Here is a 15,912-nt window from a genome sequence, read left to right on the forward strand (position 1 = left end):
TGAGCCCAGGCTGCGAGGCGCCGATCAGCGGCGAATCAGCACGCGGGACGCGGGCGCGGCGCGGTCGTGAGGATGGGGACATGCGGATCGAGGTGCTGGGCGCGACGAGAGCGCGGCGCGAGGACGGCAGCAGCATCGACCTGCGCGGCCCCCGGCACCGTGAGGTCCTCGCCCGTCTCGTCGCCGCCGACGGACGGATGGTCGCCACGGACACCCTCGTCGCCGACCTGTGGCCCGACCCGCCGGCCGGCGCCGTCGGCGCCCTCCGCACGTTCGTCGCCACCCTGCGCCGCGCCCTCGAGCCGGAACGCCCGCCCCGCACGCCACCGCGCGTGCTGGTGACCGAGGGGCCCGGTTACGCGCTGCGTCTGCCGCGGGTGGCCGTCGACGTCCACCGCTTCGAAGACGCGCTTGCCGCCGCACGCGGCTCGCCCGGTTCGCCCGGTTCGCCCGAGGCGTTCGCGTCGCTCGGCGAGGCTCTCGCCGCCTGGCGCGGGCCGGCCTATGCCGACCTGCCCGACGTCGGGTGGGTGCGGGGCGAGCGGGTCCGGCTCGGGGAGCTGCGACTGCAGGGTGTGGAGCTGCGGGCCGGCATTCTGCTCGATCGTGGCGACGGGGCCGACCTCGTCGCCGACCTCGACGCGCATGTCACCGAGCACCCGTGGCGCGAGCCGGCGTGGGGGCTGCTCGCCCGCGCCCTCTACCGCGCCGGACGTCGGGCCGACGCGCTCGCCACGCTCCGGCGGGCCCGCGCGATGCTCGTCGACCAGCTCGGGCTCGACCCGAGCCGCGCCCTGCGGCAGCTCGAGACGGATCTGCTCACCCAGTCGCCCGCCCTCGAACCACGGGGCTCCCCGTGGCTGACCACCACCGCCCGCCTCGGCCCCCGCACGACCGTGGATGTCGCCCGTGCCCTCGCGCTCGCGGGCGGAGACGCGCTTGTCTCGTCACGGCGTGACCGGCTTGCCGCCGCGCTCGCCGCGGAACGGACGGGCGACGTCGCACTGACCGCCCGGGTGATCGGCGCCTACGACGTGCCCGCGATCTGGAACCGCGCCGATGACCCGGAACAGAGCCGCGCCGTCGTGGCCGCGGCCGAACGCACCCTCGCCGCGCTCGGGCCGGCCGCTCCCGCCGACCTGCGTGCCCGGCTGTACGCCACGGTCGCCGTCGAGAGCCGCGCCGAGGACGCCGCCGGGCCGGCGCGGGAGGCGGAGGCGTTGGCGCGGACCCTCGGCGATCCCGCCCTGCTCGCCTTCGCGCTCAACGGCGTCCTTCTCCAGTCCTTCTCCCGGCCGGGACTCGCGCCGCGGCGGGACGCCGTCGGGGCGGAGATCATCGCCCTGTCCACCCGGCACGGGCTGCCCGCCTTCGCGATTCTCGGCCATCTCGTCCGCCTGCAGTCCGCGTCGGCCCGGGGCGATCTCGACGCCGGCTCCCACCACGCGCACGCCGCTGAGGAGCTCGCCGCCCAGCACGAGTCACCGCTCGTGCCGGTGCTGACCCAGTGGTTCCGGGCCCTCGTCACCGCGGTCCGCAGCACCGTGCCCGTCGGGCCGTCCGCCGCGCAGGCCGCGGCCGCCTACCGCGCCGCCGACACCGCCCTCGAGCACGCCGGGATGCCGGGCCTGCATCGCGGTCTGCTGCCGCTTGCTCTGCTCGGGCTGCGCCTGCTGCACAGCCGCCCCGCTCCCACCGACCCGCGGCTCGACTGGGGCCCGTACGCGCCCTGGGCGGCGCCGCTCGTGCTTCTCGCGCAGGGCCACCGGGAACAGGCGCGGGTCGCCCTCACCGCAACGCCCGAACCACCGCGCGACCACCTCCAGGAGGCGCTCTGGTGCCTCACCGCCCGCGCCGCCGCCCAGCTCGGCGAGCACGCGATCGCCGCGCGGGCCGCCCGGGCGCTGTGGCCCGCCCGCACCGAACACGCCGGCGCCGCCAGCGGCATGCTCACCCTCGGCCCGGTGGAGCGCTACCGCGCCGAGGCGGAAGCCAGCGCTCGCGCGTGCCGGTGCAGCTCTGGCGGCTCACCTCGTGGTCGTTGCCAGTGCCTGCGGTGATGCCTGCGTTGATGTCGGGGTCGGGGTCGGGGTCGGGGCGGGCTGGGTGCTGGCGGCGCCGCGGCGCAGGTAGCACAGCCAGGTGACGGCGGCCATCACGACGAACAGGCCGACGTAGACCCACAGGGCCGGGGCGATCGTCCCGTAGGCCTTGTTCGACTCGGCGTACACGATCGGCACCAGGAAGCCGCCGAAGGCACCGACCGCCGAGCAGATGCCGATGGCACCGGCAGCCTCCCGACGGGCCCGGAGCATGGCGTCCGGGGTTCCGCCGTTGCGGGCTCCGCGGGCGGCGAAGATCGCCGGGATCATGCGGTACGTCGACCCGTTCCCGATGCCGCTGGCGAGGAACAGCAGCATGAACGAGCCGAAGAAGAGCCCGAAACTGGGCCGGTCGAGGATGCCTCCCCGGGGGCCGATCGAGGCGACCGCGCCGAGACCGCCCAGCGTCATGACGCCGAAGGCGGCGACGGTCACCTTCGCGCCGCCGATCCGGTCACCGAGCTTCCCGCCGAGCGGGCGGGCGACCGAGCCGACCAGCGCGCCGAGGAAGCCGTAGCTCAGCGCGACGTCCGGTCGGTCGAACAGCGCGGGGTTCTTCAGCAGCGCGGGAAACGCCGACGAATAGCCGATGAAGGAACCGAAGGTGCCGATGTAGAGAAAGGACATGATCCAGGTCTGGCCGCGCCTGGCCGCCGACGCGGTCGAGCCGAAATCGGCCTTCGCCTCGGAAAGATTGTCCATGAACAGCAGTGCCCCGACCGCCGCGACGACCGCCAGCGGAATGTAGATCAGTCCGATCCGGGCCAGTGCGGTACCGGTCCCGGCGGCGATGACGACCGCGCCGAGTTTCTGGATCACGGCGACCCCGAGATTGCCACCGGCCGCGTTGAGCCCGAGCGCCCATCCCTTCTCCTTCTCCGGGTAGAAGAAGGAGATGTTCGTCATGGACGAGGCGAAGTTCCCGCCGCCGACCCCGGCCACGGCGGCGACCGCCAGCAGCGCGCCGAACGACAGCTCGGGGTGGCGTACCGCCCACATCATCAGCACACAGGGCACGACCAGCAGCAGTGCGGAGAAGACCGTCCAGTTACGGCCACCGAAGACCGGCACCGCGAAGGTGTAGGGCAGGCGGAGGAAGGCCCCGACCCCGGAGGGGACGGCGACGAGCCAGAGCTGCTGGTCGATGCTCAGCGCGAAGCCGGCGGGACCCGGCCCGCCGTCGGCGTCCGCACCCATCTTGATGACCAGAATGCTCCACATCACCCARACGGAGAAGCCGAAGTGCTCGGCGAGGACGGACAGCACGAGATTGCGGCGGGCGATCCGCCGGCCGGTCCTCTCCCAGAACACGGGATCTTCCGGATGCCAGTCGTCGATCCAGTGCCCGGATCGGCCGGTCCGCCGGCCCGGGTGCTTCCTGTCAGTGGGGGCTGTTCTCATGGGGGCTCCTCGGGCCGGTCCGCGAGACATCGGGCAGGACGTGTCGCGACGGCACGTTAGGAAGCCGCTGTTTCGCGGCACCCGGCCAGCCATTACACGGTGGGAAAACAGTTCTCTCACCAGCCGGCCGGCAGCGGTGAGCAACCTTCCCGGACAGGCGGAACGTCGGTTCGGTACCCGGCCGAACCAGGCCCCGAGCGGTGCGGCGGCGCCCGGGCATCGCCTCCCCGCCGGAACTCACCAGCCCCTGCCGGTGGTGGTGCGGTGGTCGTCACCGACGGCCGGCCCGGGTGTGACACCGGTGAAACGCGCCCCTCCTACGGTCGGGACGCGACGCGCCAGCCGCATCCGACGGTGCCAGCCGCATCCGACAGCGCCAGCCGCATCCGACAGCGCCAGCCGCCGCCGACGGCGGCCTTCGTCAGGGAGGGGAGGACCGGTGTCCGCAGCCCGGACGAGGACCGTGTGCTCGTACTGCGGGGTCGGCTGCGRCATGGTCCTCGACCTCGCCGCGGAGCCGGGCGGCCGCCGCCGGGTCACCCGGGTGAGCGGGGACAGGGAGCACCCCGCGAACCGCGGCCGGCTGTGCACGAAGGGCGCGACCAGCGCCGACCTGCTGACCGCGCCGGGCCGGCTGGCGACGGCACGGATACGCCACGAGCGCGGCGGGAAGCTGACCGACATCCCGCTCGACGAGGCGATCGGCAGTGTCGCCAGTCGGATGCGGTCGATCATCGATGAGCACGGCCCGGACGCCGTCGCGCTGTACGTCTCGGGCCAGCTGACGCTGGAGGCGCAGTACCTGGCCAACAAGCTGACGAAGGGCTTCCTGCGTACCAACCAGATCGAGTCGAACTCGCGGTTGTGCATGGCCAGTGCGGGCAGCGGCTACAAGCTGTCGCTCGGCGCCGACGGCCCGCCCGGCTCCTACGACGACCTCGACCACGCCGACGTGTTCCTGGTCATCGGGTCGAACATGGCCGAGTGCCATCCCGTCCTGTTCCTGCGCCTGATGGAGCGGGTCCGTGCCGGTGCCCGGCTGATCGTCGTCGACCCGCGCCGCACCGCCACCGCCGAGAAGGCCGACCTGTTCCTCCAGATCCGTCCGGGCACGGACCTCGCCCTGCTCAACGGCCTGCTCCACCTGCTCGCCGAGGGCGGCCACCTGGACGTGGCGTTCATCGCCGAGCACACCAGCGGATGGGAGCAGCTGCCCGCGTTCCTGGCCGACTACCCACCGGCCACGGTCGCCGAGCTCACCGGGCTGGCCGAGGAGGATCTGCGCCGGGCCGCCGGGTGGATCGCCGCGGCCGGGAACACCTGGATGAGCTGCTGGACGATGGGCCTCAACCAGAGCACCCACGGCACCTGGAACACCAACGCACTGGTCAACCTGCATCTGGCGACGGGGGCGATCTGCCGGCCCGGCGCCGGGCCGTTCTCGCTCACCGGCCAGCCCAACGCGATGGGCGGCCGGGAGATGGGGTACATGGGACCCGGCCTGCCCGGCCAGCGCTCGGTCCTGGTCGACGCCGACCGCGCCTTCGTCGAGCGGCAGTGGGGCCTGCCGACCGGCACGCTGCGCCCGGACGTCGGCCGGGGCACGATCGACATGTTCGAGCAGATGGCCGCCGGCCGGATCAGGGCCTGCTGGATCATCTGCACCAACCCGGTGGCGTCGGTCGGCAACCGGGCCACCGTCCTCGCCGGTCTCGCGGCGGCCGAGCTGGTCGTCGTCCAGGACGCCTTCGGCGACACCGAGACGAACGCCCATGCCGACGTGCTGCTGCCGGCGGCGACCTGGGGCGAGACCGACGGCATCATGGTCAACTCCGAGCGGAACCTGACCCTGGCCCGGCGGGTCGTCGACCCGCCGGGGGAGGCGCTGCCCGACTGGCAGCTCATCGCCCGGGTCGCCGCCGCGCTGGGGTTCGCGGACGCCTTCACCTACGCCTCCGCCGAGGAGGTCTTCGCCGAGATCCGCGAGTTCGCCAACCCGGAGACCGGCTACGACCTGCGGGGCGTCGACCACGAGCGGCTGCGCACCGGCCCGGTGCAGTGGCCGGCCCCGCCGGGCGCCGCCGACCGGAACCCGATCCGCTACCGCAACGACGGTGTCAGCCAGCCGCTGCTGGAGCGGCCCGACGGCACCCGCCCGCGGCTGCGCTTCCCGACGCCGACCGGCCGTGCCGCCTTCCACGCCCGGCCGCACCTGCCGCCCGCCGAACTGCCCGACGACGACTATCCCTTCCTGCTCAACACCGGACGGCTGGCGCACCAGTGGCACACCCTCACCCGGACCGGCAAGGTCGCCAGGCTGAACAGGCTGAACCCCGGCCCGTTCGTCGAGATCAACCCGTCCGATGCCGAGACGTTGGGCATCGCTGCCGGCGACCGGGTCGAGCTCGTCTCCCGCCGTGGCCGCGCCGTGCTGCCCGCGGTCGTCACCGACCGGGTGCTGCCGGGTGGTTGCTTCGCCCCGTTCCACTGGAACGACCTGTTCGGCGAACAGCTCAGCGTCAACGCGGTCACCAGCGACGCCGTCGACCCGATCTCGTTCCAGCCCGAGCTGAAGGCCTGCGCGGTCGCGCTGACCAGGGTCGCCGGTCCGCCGGTGGATGTCCCGCCGGCGGACCGGGAGCCTGCGGATCGTGGCACGGGCCGTGCACTGGGTGAGGCGCTCGGCATCGATCTGACCCCACCGGATCTCACGGAACCCCAGCGGCGGTACCTCGCCGGGTTCCTCGCGGCGCTGGCCGCCGCGCCGCCGGCCCCGGGCGCCCCGCCGCGCCTGCCCGCGGACGCGCCCTTCGACGCGGGACGCCGGCAGTGGGTGGACGGTTTCCTCGCCGGCGGCTACGGCGTCGCCCTCCCCACCGCCCCGCTCATTCCGCGCCAGACGAGGCGTGACGTCGCTGCGGCCGGCGAGGCTGCCGACGCCGGGGCACGCGCGGTGAGCGTGCTGTGGGCTTCACAGACCGGCAACGCCGAGGATGCCGCTGCCGTGATCCGGGACCGGTTGCGGGACGCGGGCTGGCAGGTCCGCGTCGACGCCATGGCGGCGCCGGTCGGCGATCTGCTCGTGGCACCGGGTGACCTGCTGGTGGTGACCAGTACCTTCGGCGACGGCGACGCCCCCGACAACGGCACGGTCTTCTGGGACGCGTTGCGTGGCGCGGACGCTCCTCGCCTGGAGGGCCGCCGCTACGCCGTGCTGGCACTCGGCGACTCCAGCTACGCGGACTTCTGCGGCCACGGGCGCCGCCTCGACGAGCGGCTGGCCGAACTCGGCGCGACCCGGCTCGTCGGCCGTGTCGACTGCGAGCCCCACTACCGTGACGCCCTGGACGGCTGGCTGGAGCAGGTCCTGGCCGCCCTCGCCCCGCCCGCGGACCCGCAGGCCGTCCTCGACCCGCCGCCGAAGGCCGGACCGGAAACCGCACCGGAGGCCGCACCGCTCGTCACCGCCGTGCCCGTAGTCGCCGTGCCTGCCGCCGCCGCTGTGCCTGCCGCCCGGCCCGCCACACCGCCGCGGGCGGCGGACCRCGATCCCTGGGCGGCACCGTTGATCGACAACCGGCTGCTGAGCCTGGCGGGCTCGGCCAAGGAGGTGCGCCGGGTCACCGTCGACCTGGCTGGCAGCGGGCTGGAGTACGCCGCCGGTGACGCGCTGGGTGTCTGGCCCACGAACAACCCGTCCCTGGTCGACGAGTGGCTGGCCGTGACCGGCCTCGCCCCGGACACCGAGGTCGAGACGGGCGACGGTGGACGGGCGCCGCTCGCCGAGGCGTTGCGGCACCGCCTGGACATCACCACCGTCCGGCCGGAGCTGCTGCGCTTCGTCGCCGAACGGGCCGGTGACAGTCGCCTGCGCACGCTGCTGCGTCCCGACAACCAGCTTGAGTTCGCGAAGTGGACGTGGGGACGGCAGGCCGTCGACGTCCTGGCCGAACACCCGGTGCGGGCCGATGCCACGGAGTGGATGACGGTGCTGCGGCCGCTGCGGCCGCGGCTGTACTCGATCTCGTCCTCGCCGCTCGTGGAGCCGCGGACGGTGAGCCTCACCGTGTCGGTCGTCCGCTTCGCGGGCGCTGGAGACCGCGCTCGTGGCGGTGTGTGCTCGACGTATCTCGCCGATGCGGAGCCGGGGCATCCGGTGCGGGTCTTCGTGAAACGGGCCCCGCACTTCCGCCTGCCACCCGACGACGCCACGCCGGCCATCATGATCGGCGCCGGGACCGGTATCGCGCCGTACATCGGGTTCCTGCAGGATCGTCACGCCCGCAGCGCGTCCGGCCCGAACTGGCTGTTCTTCGGCGAACAGCGGCGGGCCACCGATTTCTACTACGCCGACGAGCTGGCCGCGTTCGCCGCGTCCGGGGCCCTCACCCGGCTGGATCTCGCCTTCTCCCGCGACCAGCGCGCCAAGGTCTACGTTCAGGACCGGATGCGTGAACACGGCGCGCAGGTGTGGACCTGGCTGGCCGAGGGGGCCCACGTCTACGTGTGCGGCGACGCCGTCCGGATGGCGCGGGACGTGGACCGGGCGCTGCGCGATGTCGTCGCCACCTGTGGCGGGCTCGGTCCCGACGGCGCGGCTGCCTACGTCCGCCAGCTCGCCGCCGATCGGCGCTATGTCCGCGACGTGTACTGACGGTCGTGACCCTCGGTGCCCCCGCTGGCGATCAGCGACCGGACCTGTGAGGTTCCCGGGGGGCGTCGGATCCTCGCGCGGAGATCCTGCGGCCCGGGCCTGCGGACCCGATGGTTTCGGGCTGATGAAGAGCAACGCGTGCGCAGGACGGTCGTACGCGCGGCGTGCCAGCATCCAATCACGAAGTACGACACCGACCAGAGCACGACGTGGACCGAAGGGCGGGCACATGCTGACGATGTTCTGCTTCGACGGACTTGCCGTGGTTGTCGAGGACCTCTACTTCGTCGACCCGGAACCGACACCTGGCCAGGAGGGCCCGGAGCGGGGCGTGCGGGTGGAGCTGAGACTCGTCGAACGCCAGCCGTGGCGGGGCTCGGTCTACGCTTCGCAGCGGGTCGTCGTCGACGACGCGGTGTTCCGGGTGGACCTGCTCGAGTCGGTCGCGGGCGGGCCGGGCAGCCGCGACCGGGTCCATCACCATCCCACGATGCGGGACAACGAGCCGAGCGACCGGGTCTTCGACCCGCGGCTCACCGACGACCCGGTCGGGTGGCTGGAGGCCCGCCTCGCCGACCCGATGGGGCTGCTCGCCGGGGCGGGCGTCCCCGACCTCGACCTCTATCAGCAGGCCGTCGCCGGGCTGCGGGACTCGCTGCCCGAGATCACCCGCTCCGTCGCCACGATGCTGGAGAAGGTGCGCATCGGCCAGCTGGCCACTGTGCCGGGCCGCGCGGCCTGACCACCCGCGGCCTGATTACCCGCGGGTGGACGGCTCCGGGTGGACGGGCGCGCGGTGTGAGCACCGCGCGCCCTGCCCGCGCCCGGAGCCGGCCGGTCGGGACCTGCCGTTTCGGCGCTACCGCTGGGGCGCGGAGGAAGCCAGGGCCTGGTAGGCGGCGAGCTTCTCGCCGCGCTCGTAGGTGCGGTGGCTCAGCGCGCGGATCGTGACGTCGTGGCCCTCGGCCCGGGCCCGYAACGCGCCGACCGTGGCCTGTTCGCGCGGGAGGTGGGAGAACGGGTCGAAGGAGTACCAGCGCAGGGCGTTCTCGTAGGTCATCYKGTTGATSTCCGGGTCSGGGACGGCGAACYKGTCCATCACCGMGCCSAGYTCCTCCGGGGCGCCCGGCCACATCGAGTCGCTGTGCGGGTAGTCGCATTCCCAGGCGATGTTGTCGATGCCGATGTGGTGGCGCAGCTCGACCCCGAGCGGGTCACTGATGAAGCAGGTCAGGAAATGCTCGCGGAACACCTCGGACGGGAGCCGTCCACCGAAGTCCTGCATCGTCCAGGTGGAGTGCATGTCGAAGGTGCGGTCGACGCGCTCCAGGAAGTAGGGGATCCAGCCCGTCCCGCCTTCGGACAGGGCGATCCTGATGTCCGGGAAGTTCTTGATGACCGGCGACCACAGCAGGTCCGCCGCGGCCGAGACGATGTTCATCGGCTGCAGGGTGATCAGGACGTCCGGCGGCGAGTCGGGCGCCGGGATCGTCAGTTTGYCGGACGAGCCGATGTGGATCGACAGCACGGTGTTCGTGTCGCACACCGCGCGCCACAGCGGGTTCCAGTACGCGTCGTGGAAGCTGGGGTAGCCGAGCGCCGCCGGGTTCTCGGTGAACGTCAGCGAGTGGCATCCCTTCGCCGCCGTCCGGCGCACCTCGAGGGCGCAGAGCTCGGCGTCCCAGATGACCGGCAGGGCCATCGGGATGAAGCGCCCCGGGTGCGCCCCRCACCACTCGTCGATGTGCCAGTCGTTGTACGCCTGCACCAGGGCCAGGGAGAAGTCCGGGTCCTCGGTGGCGAACAGYCGTGCCGCGAAACCCGGGAACGACGGGAAGTTCATCGAGGCGAGAATGCCGCCGGCGTTCATGTCCTTGACCCGCTCGTCGACCTGGTAGCAGCCGGGGCGGATCTCGTCTAAGGCCTGTGGTTCGAGTCCGTACTCCTCCTTCGGTCGCCCTGCCACCGCGTTCAGGGCGACGTTGGGGACGATGGTGTCCCGGAACTTCCAGGCGTCGGCGCCGCCCGGCAGGCTGATGACGTGCGGCGCGTCGGCCTTGTACCGCTCGGGGAGGTGGTTTGCGAACATGTCGGGCGGTTCGACGATGTGGTCGTCAACGCTGACAAGAATCATGTCGTCATGGCGCATGGGAGTCCTTTCGCGGGTGCGGTATGGACCGGCGGGCCGGCGGTCGTCCTTTCGCGGCAGCCGGGCCCGCTGTCCCGTGGCACCTACTCTCCCCCTGTTGCGTCGGTCACGTCAGGGGGTCGCGGCGCCTTCCTTCGACGCCGACACGGCGGGCCCCAGGACGTCCTGGCACCAGGCCCGGAAGCTGGTCGGGGAGTCCGCCCGCGGGGTTCGCGGCTCGGCGTTGTCGAGCCCGCTGTTCTTGGCCAGCATCATCTCGGCCATACCCTGGACCATGGCTTCGGACATGCCCTGCCGGCCGAGCGTCATGCGGAAGTCCTCGTCCGAGACCGACTGGAAGCGGATCGGTCGTGCCAGCACCTCGGACATGATCCGTGCCATGTCGTCGCCGGACAGGTCCTCGGGGCCGAGCACGGCGACGCTGTCCTGGCCTGACCAGGACGTGTCCAGCAGCAGCCTGGTCGCCACGGAGGCGATGTCACGGGTGGCGCAGGTCGGCAGCCTGCGGTCCGCGTCGAGCGGCAGGAAGAACACACCCTGGCTCCCGATCGCGGCGGCCTGGCGGAGCAGGTTGTCCATGAACGAGGGCAGGGCCAGCGACCGGTACCGCACTCCGGTGCCCGCGATCAGGTCGTCCATCGCCAGCGAGGCGGACACCAGACCCGCCTTACGGGCCAGCGCGCTGCCGCGGCCGAGCGCCGAGACTCCCACCACCCGCATCGACTGGTGACGTTGGAAGATGTCGCTGGCCGGCCGGGTGAAGTCCAGGTAGGACGCGGCGAGGTCCGGTGTGCGGTAGTCGGGCGGCGGGAGCCAGAACACGGCGTCGGCCCCCTCGAACGCGCGGGCCACGACGTCCGCGTCGCCGTGTGAGCCCCGCACGACCTCGACCCGCCCGCGGGTCTGCTCGGGAAGCTTCGTCGGGTCGCGCGCGACGACCCGGACAGGTGCGGCCTCCTCGAGGAGGTTCGTCAGGACCTGCTGGCCGATGTTGCCGGTGGGTGTGGTGACAACGATCATGGGATTCTCCCTCGGATCCGGTGAGCCGGTGAGCCGGCGGGGCGGCCGGTCGTCGCCCAGTCAACGGGCCGGCGGAGCGCGGCGGAAGGATCGTTTCGGTCCCGATTGATACCGTCGAGGTATGGGTGACCTTGAGGTGCGGCAGCTCCGGTATTTCGTCGCCGTCGCCGAGGAACTACACTTCACCCGCGCGGCCGACCGCCTGGGCATGGCCCAGCCGCCGCTGTCCAGGGCGATCCGGGAGCTGGAGCGCCAGCTGGGCGTGCGGCTGCTGGATCGCACCACCCGCCAGGTCTCACTGACACCGGCCGGCGAGGCGCTGCTTCGCGACGCCCGCGTCGCCCTCGACGCGGTTACCGCCGCCGCCCGGCACGCCCGCCACGCCGCCGAGCCCGAGCCGCGGCTGCGGCTCGCCCTCAAGGCCGACTACGACGCCGGTCTGCTTCCGCGCATCCTCGCCGCCTACGAGGAGCAACCGGCCGCCATCCCGGTGGATCTGCTGCTGGGTGGCCGTGGTGAGCAGGCTCCCGCGCTACGGGACGGGCGTGCGGACGTCGCTCTCCTGCCCGCCCCCTTCGATGACCGCGGCGTGGAGTTCGAGCCGCTGCTGACCGAGCCACGGCTGGTCGCGCTGGCCGCCACCGATCCGCTGGCGGCCCGTGACCAGGTGTGCCTGGCGGACCTGGCCGGCCGGCTCCTGCCTGACGGGGCGCCGGCGGACCACGGCGATCCCCAGCCCGGGTCTGCCGCGGTGGCGGCGCAGCGGGCCCTCGCCGACAGCCCCCGCATGGACCTCGCGCAGATCTTCAATCTGATCGAGCTGGGTCGGATCGTCTGGTTCCCACCGGTCTCGGTCGCCCGCCGGCACCCCCGGCCCGACATCACCTACCGGCCCGTCAGCGACCTCGCTCCGTCCACCCTCGTCGTCGCGTGGCCGCGCGACTCCCGTTCGGCGGCCGTCGCGGCCATGGTCCGGGCGGCTGTGGCTGTGGCCGCCGTGGTGCCCGCCGGCCCCGACGAGCAGGCCGCGATGACGGCTGCGGCCAGGTCTCGCCGGGCGGCGGGCAGCCCGGGGTAGGCCGGTACGAAGACCAGGCCGGTGAGCATCCGGGTGGCGCCCGGCGGAGCGGGTTCGACCGCGGCGATCTGGCTGGTGGCCGGGGTCGCGTCGACGCCGGCGGCCCGCAGCCCGTCCACGGCCCGGTCCGGGTCGTCGACGACGACGGGGAAGACCCAGTGGGTGTGCCGCGCCGCGGTGGCGCCGGGCCGGAACACCCCCGGCGGGAGCGCGGCCGCGAAGGCCTCGCCGGCCTCGGCGCGGCTGGCCAGCCGGTGCGCGGGGAAGTGGGCCAGTCGCCGGGCCACGGTCCGGGCAAGCGCGTCGCAGGGCCTGCGCCGCAGCCACCGGGTGAAGCCGGGTTCGTCCCCGGGGACCCGGGACCGGACCAGCGCGGTCGGGTCGTACCTGCACCCGCCACCGAAAAGGAGGCCGTACAGCACCGGGTGGGACGCAACCAGCGCCACCATGCAGGTGAGCACCTTCACCGCGTAGGCCCGCCGGGGCTGTACGGGCCAGCCCGCGTGCCGGGCACGCATGGCGGCGGCGAGCGCGGGCCGGCGCACCCACGTGACCGCTCCACCCATCGCGGTCGCGGTCTTGAGCAGCCCGAAGCTGAACAGGGACACGTCGGCCCGCGGATCGCCCCGGTCGTCGGGACCCTGGATGGACTGGGCACAGTCCTCGATGAGAAGCAGCCCGCGGTCGTGCGCCGTCCGCGCGACGGCGTCCAGCGACGACCGCGCGCCGAAAAGATGGGTGACGACGAGGGCGCGGGTCAGATCGGTGACCGCCGAGTCCAGCGCCGCCTCGTCGACGGCGAGGGTGCCGGGGTCGATGTCCACGGGGACGGCGCGCAGACCGTGCAGCTCGATGATCCTCACCATGTCCGGGTGGGTCACCGCGGAGATGACGATCTCGCTCCCCGCCGGAAGCTCCGCCGCGCTCAGCAGCAGATGGAAGGCGGACCGCACGGACAGGCACAACAGGCCGTCCTCGGTCCGGCTGCCCCCGGTGTCGGCCCTGGTCCCGGCCGGGAGCAGGGAACCCGCGCTGTCCGGCGCCGGCCACCCGGCTGCCCCGGGCCAGCCCCCGGCCGCCAGCGCGAGCAGGGCGAAGACGCCGTCAGCGACGGTCGCGTCGATGCGGTGCCTGACGAAGAGAGCCACAGACCGCTGCATATCAGGCCAGACCGCTGCATATCAGACCGGGTGTGACGCGGCCGTCGCGCATACGGCCCGCGACGGCAGGTTCCGGTGTCTCCGTGTCTCCACGACCCTCAGGCGCGGATGTTCCCGACCAGGGCCGAGTGATGGAGGAACCAGTCCCTGGCCAGGGTGGCCACCGCTTCCAGAGCGCCGGGCTCGGTGAACAGGTGGGTGGCCCCCGGCACCACCGTGAGCTGGTTCTCGCACCGCAGCTGAGTCTGGGCACGCCGGTTCAGGTCGAGCACGACGTCGTCCCGCCCGCCGACGATGAGCAGGGTCGGGGCGGCGACCAGAGCCAGCTTCGGGGCAGCCAGGTCGGGGCGCCCGCCGCGGGAGACGACGGCGCTGATGCGTGGGCCGAGTTCGGCGGCAGCCCACAACGCGGCCGCGGAACCGGTGCTGGCACCGAAGAAGCCGGTGGGGAGACGGGCGGTGGCCGGCTGCTCGCCCAGCCACCGGGTGACCTCGACGAGCCGTCGCGCGAGCGTGCCGATGTCGAACACGTTCGTGCGGTCGGCTTCCTCGTCCGGAGTGAGCAGGTCGAACAGCAGCGTGGCCAGGCGGGCGGAACCGAGGGCCTGGGCCACGTGGCGGTTGCGCGGACTGTGCTGGCTGCTGCCGCTGCCGTGGGCGAACACGACCAGCCCGCACGGATGTTCCGGCACCGTGAGCTGCCCGGTGAGTCGTGCCGTGCCGGCAGGGACGGTGACCTCGATCCTCTGGCCCGTGCCCGTGGTTCCTCCTGCCCCAGGGCCGGGCATCCTGGCGGGCTCCGGCGGGGCGGCCAGCGCGGCCTGCCGCAGCAGGTCCGTCACCTCCTCGTCGGGTGTCTGGGTGAAGTCGGCGTAGAACGAGCCGATGGCGAAGAACTCCTCCGGGGTGGCCAGACAGACCACCTCGTCGGCGTCCTGCCGCAGCCAGGCGATCCGGTCCGGCGGGGCGACCGGCGCGGCGAGCACCACTCGGGCGGCGCCGGCGGCGCGGACCGCCCGGCAGGCTGCGGAGGCTGTCGCACCGGTGGCGATGCCATCGTCCACCACGATCACCGTGCGGCCGGCCAGCGGAACCCGCGGGCGTGACCCGCGAAAGCGGCGGATCCTCCGGTCCAGCTCCACCCGCTCGCGGGCTTCGACGGCGGCGAGGTCCGCCGGGCTGATGGCCAGGAGCCGGGTCTCGTTGTTGACGACCCGCACATCGCCCTCGGCGATGGCACCCATCGCCAGCTCAGGCTGGAAGGGGACACCCAGTTTGCGGACCACGATGACGTCCAGCGGCGCGCCCAGCGCCTGCGCGACGTGATAGGCGACCGACACCCCGCCGCGGGGGAGGCCGACGACCACCACGTCCGGTCCGCGCAGGTACGCCAACCGCCTGCCGAGCTCGCGACCCGCATGTCCGCGATCACGGAAGAGCATCTCGTCGCTCCCTTCCGCCTCCTGGCGGTCTGTGCGCCCGGCGGTCCGCCCGTCCCTGAAACCCCGTGTTTCCTCCTGCCCCGCTGCCAGCCGTCCGAACATCGGTGCCGCCCTGGATGTCGATGTCCCCGCCACGGATCGATGTCCCCRCCACGGAGTGGTGGGTGCTCCGGAGGCTCGGGGGCGAGGGTCCTTCCGGGCCGTCCTGCGCCGTGGTGTTCAGCCGTGGTGTTCCTCGCAGTACAGCTCCGCCCGTCGCTCGAAGTCCGGGCGCGGCATCGGTGCCGCGGCGGGGTCGTTGTCGTCGCGGTCGCGGCCGGTGGTGGTCAGCACCAGGTCGCGGGTGGTCGCATCGAGCTGGGGTGTGTCGAACGCGAAGGCGGCCTGATCGTCCCCTCTGGTCCGGAGCCAGATCAGATACGTACCCGCGCGGTGAAGCTCGGGATGTGACAGCAGGGGATCCCGGCCCTCCAGGATCCAGCCGGCCGGGACCTCGAAGAGCCGGATCCTTGTCGGCGCCGTCGAGGAGGAGGCGGCCAGCACGGACCATCTGCTGTAGGCCTGGTCGACGTAGAAGGTCCGCACACCGTCGCCGGGGCAGGCCCTGATCTCGGCGAAAACGACTCCGTCATCCCGGTAGAGAGCAAGGATCGGTGCTTTCAGCGTCGGCGACGAGCTGAGCACCGCGATCACGATGAATCCGGTGGTCAGCATTCCCAGCCACAGGACTGCTCCGGCGATGCCGGCTACCTGTCCGACGCGACGAAGGTCCACGCCCAGAAGGCTCGCGCGGACGGGGTGGCCATGCCGCCGATGTGCGGATTCCGAGCAGGTCGGGTATCCGACATGACGACATGACGCGCAGAGGAAGGGAGTGCGCCGCGTGAAAGTTTCGCCGCACGGAAG

Annotated in this window: 9 protein-coding genes and 1 pseudogene; 4 read left to right on the plus strand and 6 right to left on the minus strand. The window is 72.9% G+C overall.

Annotated features, from left to right (window positions below; translation table 11 throughout):
• Positions 1–80: 80 nt before the first annotated feature.
• On the plus strand, positions 81–2,060 hold the full coding sequence (locus CC117_RS08350) for an AfsR/SARP family transcriptional regulator (protein WP_071083178.1): 1,980 nt from the start codon (positions 81–83) through the stop codon (positions 2,058–2,060).
• Here CC117_RS08350 and CC117_RS08355 read toward each other — a convergent pair.
• Complete coding sequence (locus CC117_RS08355) at positions 2,028–3,503, minus strand: MFS transporter (RefSeq protein ID WP_071083179.1); 1,476 nt, start codon at positions 3,501–3,503, stop codon at positions 2,028–2,030. The two genes, CC117_RS08350 and CC117_RS08355, sit on opposite strands and share 33 nt — an antisense overlap.
• 439 nt (positions 3,504–3,942) lie before the next feature.
• Here CC117_RS08355 and CC117_RS08365 point away from each other — a divergent pair, with 439 nt between their 5' ends.
• Together CC117_RS08365 and CC117_RS08370 are read left to right on the plus strand one after the other, a co-directional pair.
• Positions 3,943–8,157: a molybdopterin-dependent oxidoreductase gene (locus CC117_RS08365; RefSeq protein ID WP_084131745.1), complete on the plus strand. Its 4,215-nt coding sequence runs from the start codon at positions 3,943–3,945 to the stop codon at positions 8,155–8,157.
• A gap of 229 nt (positions 8,158–8,386) precedes the next feature.
• Positions 8,387–8,899, plus strand: coding sequence for a hypothetical protein (locus CC117_RS08370; RefSeq protein ID WP_071083182.1), 513 nt, complete (start codon positions 8,387–8,389; stop codon positions 8,897–8,899).
• A 117-nt stretch (positions 8,900–9,016) separates the two neighbouring features.
• Here CC117_RS08370 and CC117_RS08375 read toward each other — a convergent pair whose 3' ends face one another.
• Together CC117_RS08375 and CC117_RS08380 are read right to left on the minus strand one after the other, a co-directional pair.
• Positions 9,017–10,306 carry an amidohydrolase family protein gene (locus CC117_RS08375; RefSeq protein WP_071083183.1) on the minus strand — a complete coding sequence of 430 codons (1,290 nt, stop codon included), beginning with the start codon at positions 10,304–10,306 and terminating at the stop codon, positions 9,017–9,019.
• 111 nt (positions 10,307–10,417) lie between these two features.
• On the minus strand, positions 10,418–11,326 hold the full coding sequence (locus tag CC117_RS08380) for an NAD(P)H-binding protein (RefSeq protein ID WP_071083184.1): 909 nt from the start codon (positions 11,324–11,326) through the stop codon (positions 10,418–10,420).
• Between the two features lie 121 nt (positions 11,327–11,447).
• Here CC117_RS08380 and CC117_RS08385 point away from each other — a divergent pair, with 121 nt between their 5' ends.
• Positions 11,448–12,404 carry a LysR family transcriptional regulator gene (locus CC117_RS08385; RefSeq protein WP_071083185.1) on the plus strand — a complete coding sequence of 319 codons (957 nt, stop codon included), beginning with the start codon at positions 11,448–11,450 and terminating at the stop codon, positions 12,402–12,404.
• 521 nt (positions 12,405–12,925) lie between these two features.
• Here the strand turns inward: CC117_RS08385 and CC117_RS40425 are convergent.
• From CC117_RS40425 to CC117_RS08400, 3 genes and pseudogenes are all read right to left on the minus strand, one after another.
• Positions 12,926–13,564: pseudogene (locus CC117_RS40425) on the minus strand (DegT/DnrJ/EryC1/StrS family aminotransferase); the annotation flags it as partial.
• A gap of 98 nt (positions 13,565–13,662) precedes the next feature.
• Complete coding sequence (locus CC117_RS08395) at positions 13,663–15,006, minus strand: phosphoribosyltransferase family protein (protein WP_071083276.1); 1,344 nt, start codon at positions 15,004–15,006, stop codon at positions 13,663–13,665.
• A gap of 219 nt (positions 15,007–15,225) precedes the next feature.
• Complete coding sequence (locus tag CC117_RS08400; RefSeq protein WP_131803035.1) at positions 15,226–15,780, minus strand: hypothetical protein; 555 nt, start codon at positions 15,778–15,780, stop codon at positions 15,226–15,228.
• Between the last annotated feature and the right edge of the window lie 132 nt (positions 15,781–15,912).

It is taken from the genome of Parafrankia colletiae (assembly GCF_001854655.1).
Lineage (GTDB): Bacteria > Actinomycetota > Actinomycetes > Frankiales > Frankiaceae > Parafrankia > Parafrankia colletiae.

What these genes read in the sequence shown, in the direction of transcription:
- CC117_RS08395 (WP_071083276.1), bottom strand. Translation starts at nt 15,006, where the DNA reads ATGCTCTTCCGTGATCGCGGACATGCGGGTCGCGAGCTCGGCAGGCGG.
- CC117_RS08350 (WP_071083178.1), top strand. Translation starts at nt 81, where the DNA reads ATGCGGATCGAGGTGCTGGGCGCGACGAGAGCGCGGCGCGAGGACGGC.
- CC117_RS08385 (WP_071083185.1), top strand. Translation starts at nt 11,448, where the DNA reads ATGGGTGACCTTGAGGTGCGGCAGCTCCGGTATTTCGTCGCCGTCGCC.
- CC117_RS08380 (WP_071083184.1), bottom strand. Translation starts at nt 11,326, where the DNA reads ATGATCGTTGTCACCACACCCACCGGCAACATCGGCCAGCAGGTCCTG.
- CC117_RS08370 (WP_071083182.1), top strand. Translation starts at nt 8,387, where the DNA reads ATGCTGACGATGTTCTGCTTCGACGGACTTGCCGTGGTTGTCGAGGAC.